The following is a 3,427-nucleotide window of genomic DNA, read 5'->3' as shown; positions in this document are numbered from 1 at the left end:
AGGTGAATCGCCGGCACGATAGGCGTCGCCGGATCGGCCGCCTTCCACTCCGCGACCGTTCGGTCGAGCATCCCGAGCATCTCCTGTTCCGGATACTCCCCGATCACGCCCATCTTCTTCGAGTGCGGGTTGCCGTAGTAGGCGATGATGCGGTTCCCCGGCAGAAGCGCACCCGAACTTGCGCTGGGACTTTTGGGCCACGTCGCAAGCGCCCGCTCGCCCATGCGAATGGCGGCGTTGAACGTCTCCTGGTCCTGCTTGGAGCGTCCTGGCTGCAGCGTGCCGACGATCTTCTTGCCCGTGTCGGCAGCGGAGGAGCCGGCTTGCGCGAGTGCGGCGGCCGCGCTGTCGGTGGGCGCGGGCGCAAGCGCCGGCACGGAAGCGCTCTGGGAATCGGCGGACGGACGCACGGCCGTCGAGTTGCCAGCGCCGGCGGTAGCAGTGGCTCCCTTGCCGGTGTCTGTGGTCCCGGTATCGACCTTGGCGGTGTCACGGGAGCAGGCGGCGAGAACGACGGCAAGAGTGCCGAGGGCGAGCGAGCGAATACAGTCCGGCATGGGCTAGTGAAACGGATGAATCGATGAAAAAGGGTCGCGTGTGGCTCGGCTAACCCTTCGTTGGGCGCGGCAATTTAGCGGGTCGCAGCGAACGCAACGAACTGGCGTGCGTCGTGGTCTACTAACATGCTAATTTTCATTGACTTACGAATCTGAAACACAAATTGGCAATTCAATTGACAAAATAATCGACCCGGCGTACACTCAATAGATGATCGTCCGCGACGCGGCCAGTCGACTCACCGAACTTGCCCGGTATTACCCCGTGGTGAGTGTCACTGGCCCCCGCCAGTCGGGAAAAACGACGCTGTGCCGCTCCACCTTTCCGTCGCTCCAATACGTGAGCCTCGAGCCGCTCGATGTGCGGGAGTTCGCGCTGTCCGACCCGCATGGCTTCCTCGCGTCGCTCCCCAATGGCGCCATCATCGACGAAGTGCAGCGTGTGCCGGAGCTGTTCAGCTACCTCCAGTCCGATGTGGACGCGAACCCCGCGCCGGGACGCTTCATTCTCACCGGCTCACAACAACTCGCGCTGACGGCGTCGGTCACCCAGTCGCTCGCCGGTCGCACCGGATTGCTGGAACTCTTTCCGCCCAGCTGGGCGGAGTTGCAGCGATTCCCGACATCGCCGAGCGATTTGTTCGAGGCGCTCTGGACCGGTGCGTATCCGCGAATTTACGATCGGCAGATTCCGCCGCATCAGTGGCTGGCCGACTACGTGGCGACCTACGTGCAACGCGATGTCCGCCAGCTCCTCAACGTCGGCGACCTGCGCGCCTTTACCAACTTTCTGCAGCTGTGCGCCGGAAGCACGGCCGGTGAAACGCATCTCTCTCGCCTTGGCGCCGACGCCGGCATCTCACACAACACCGCCAAAGCGTGGCTCTCGGTACTCGAGGCCAGCTATCTCGTGTTCCGGTTGCCAGGCTGGCATCCGACGTTTCGCAAGCAAGTCGTGAAGTCCGCTAAGCTGCACTTCGTCGACACGGGAGTGGCGTCCTATCTGCTCGGCATTCGCGAGCCCGGGCAGCTGCGCACGCACCCCCTGCGCGGCGCGCTGTTCGAGAGTTGGGTGGCGTCGGAGCTAATGAAGCAGAGTGCGCATCTCGGCATTCGGCGCGATCTTTTCCACTATCGCGATGTCGCGGGCCTCGAGGTGGATCTGATCGCGAGCGAGGCGAACATCGTCACCTTTGTCGAAGCGAAATCGGGAGCGACGATCGCCAGCGACTTTACACAATCCGTTGATCGCTTGGCAGCCGGCGCTCGTCAGAGCGCACGAACGCTTGCCATCGAAACGCGGGTGATCTACGGAGGAACGTCACGACAGACACGCGGGGCCACGCAGCTGGTGCCGTGGCGTGAGGTGGATTCGCTGCTCGCGCCCTCGGGGGGAGTGCGCACATGAGTGATCGACTGTCGCGTCTCACCGCCGCACTCGCCGACCGCTATCGCGTTGAGCGCGAACTTGGCGCCGGCGGCATGGCCACCGTGTATCTCGCGCACGATATCAAACACGACCGCGATGTCGCGATCAAGGTGTTGCACCCCGATTTGGGTGCGGCACTCGGCGGCGACCGGTTCTTAACTGAAATTCGCACGACGGCGCGGTTGCAACATCCGCATATTCTCCCGCTGCTCGACTCAGGCGACGCGGACGGATTGCTGTATTACGTCATGCCGTTCGTCGCGGGCGAAACACTACGCGCGCGCCTCGAGCGTGAGCGGCAATTGCCGATCGACGACGCGCTGCGCATCGCGCGCGAAGTGGCCGACGCCCTCGGCGCGGCGCACGCCCTCGGCATCGTTCACCGCGATGTGAAGCCCGAGAACATCCTGCTGCAGAACGGGCACGCCACGGTCGCCGACTTCGGCATCGCCCTCGCTGTGCAAGCTGCCGGCGGTCAGCGCATGACCCAAACGGGCCTCAGTCTCGGCACACCGCAGTACATGAGCCCCGAACAGGCCATGGGCGAACGCACCATAGATGCGCGCGCGGATATCTACGCGCTCGGCGCGGTGACGTACGAAATGCTCACCGGCGACGCGCCGTTCACCGGCTCCAGCGTGCAGGCCATCGTGGCGCGCGTACTCACCGAAAAGCCGCAGGCGATCCGCACGGTGCGCGATACGGTGCCGTTCGGGGCGGAGCAGGCGGTGCTCCGCGCACTGAGCAAGCTGCCGGCCGATCGCTATGCCAGCACGGCGGAATTCGTCGCGGCCCTCACCGCGAACACGATGGCGGTGGACCGCAACGCGGTAGACTCACTGTCGGTACAGGCTCCAACCGATCGCAGCCGGAGACTGCGAGTGATCGCGGCCGCACTCGCGTTCACGACCGTCGCATCGCTGGTGGTGGCTGCATGGGCGCTTACGCGGGCGCCCATCGCAGCCTCGGCCGCGATCTTCGATGCGGCGCTTCCGGACAGTGCGCCGATGGCGCGCGTGGCGGGCACGATCGCCACCGGCTTTGGTTCGTCGAGTCGGCAACTGTCGGTCTCGCCTCGCGGCGATTTCGTGGTGTATGCCGTGCAGCGCGGCGACTCCACGATGCTCTGGCGCCGCAGTCTCATCGACGCGTCTGCGGTGCCGATCACCGGCACGTCGGGTGGCCGCAGTCCGCGCATTTCCCCCGACGGGCAGCGCCTCGCCTTCGCGACCAGGACGCACACCATGATCCTGCCCATCGGTGGCGGCGAGCCTCGCCCACTGCTGGAAGCTGCGCCTCCTTCCACGCTGGAATGGATCTCCAATACGCGTCTCTTCGTCCTCTCGGGCGATGGCTACCGAGTGAGGTGGCTCGATCCGGAACTGGGCGTGACCGAGGATCGAAAGATTTCGGGTACGCGCTGCGTGTGGGGCCAGTGGCT

At 65.0% G+C, this 3,427-nt stretch carries 2 protein-coding genes and 1 pseudogene; 2 read left to right on the top strand and 1 reads right to left on the bottom strand.

Going from position 1 to position 3,427, the window contains the following annotated elements:
• Positions 1–557: pseudogene (locus tag RMP10_RS20000) on the bottom strand (hypothetical protein); the annotation flags it as partial.
• Positions 558–768: 211 nt separating this feature from the next.
• Here RMP10_RS20000 and RMP10_RS19995 point away from each other — a divergent pair.
• Both RMP10_RS19995 and RMP10_RS19990 read left to right on the top strand, forming a co-directional pair.
• The gene (locus RMP10_RS19995; protein ID WP_310571853.1) at positions 769–1,965 is read left to right on the top strand and encodes an ATP-binding protein; all 1,197 of its coding nucleotides are present in this window, start codon (positions 769–771) and stop codon (positions 1,963–1,965) included.
• Positions 1,962–3,427, top strand: a 1,466-nt coding sequence (locus RMP10_RS19990) for a protein kinase (RefSeq protein ID WP_310571852.1), incomplete at its 3' end; no start/stop codon positions are given. The genes RMP10_RS19995 and RMP10_RS19990, both read left to right, overlap by 4 nt.

Origin of the sequence: Gemmatimonas sp. (genome assembly GCF_031426495.1) — a bacterium.
In the GTDB taxonomy this organism is placed as follows: Bacteria; Gemmatimonadota; Gemmatimonadetes; order Gemmatimonadales; family Gemmatimonadaceae; genus Gemmatimonas.
Note: the sequence above shows the minus strand (reverse complement) of the source record. Positions and strands in the feature narration are given on the sequence as shown.

Bases quoted from the DNA above. Each gene is read 5' to 3' on its own strand.
- RMP10_RS19995 (WP_310571853.1), top strand. From the start codon at position 769: ATGATCGTCCGCGACGCGGCCAGTCGACTCACCGAACTTGCCCGGTAT.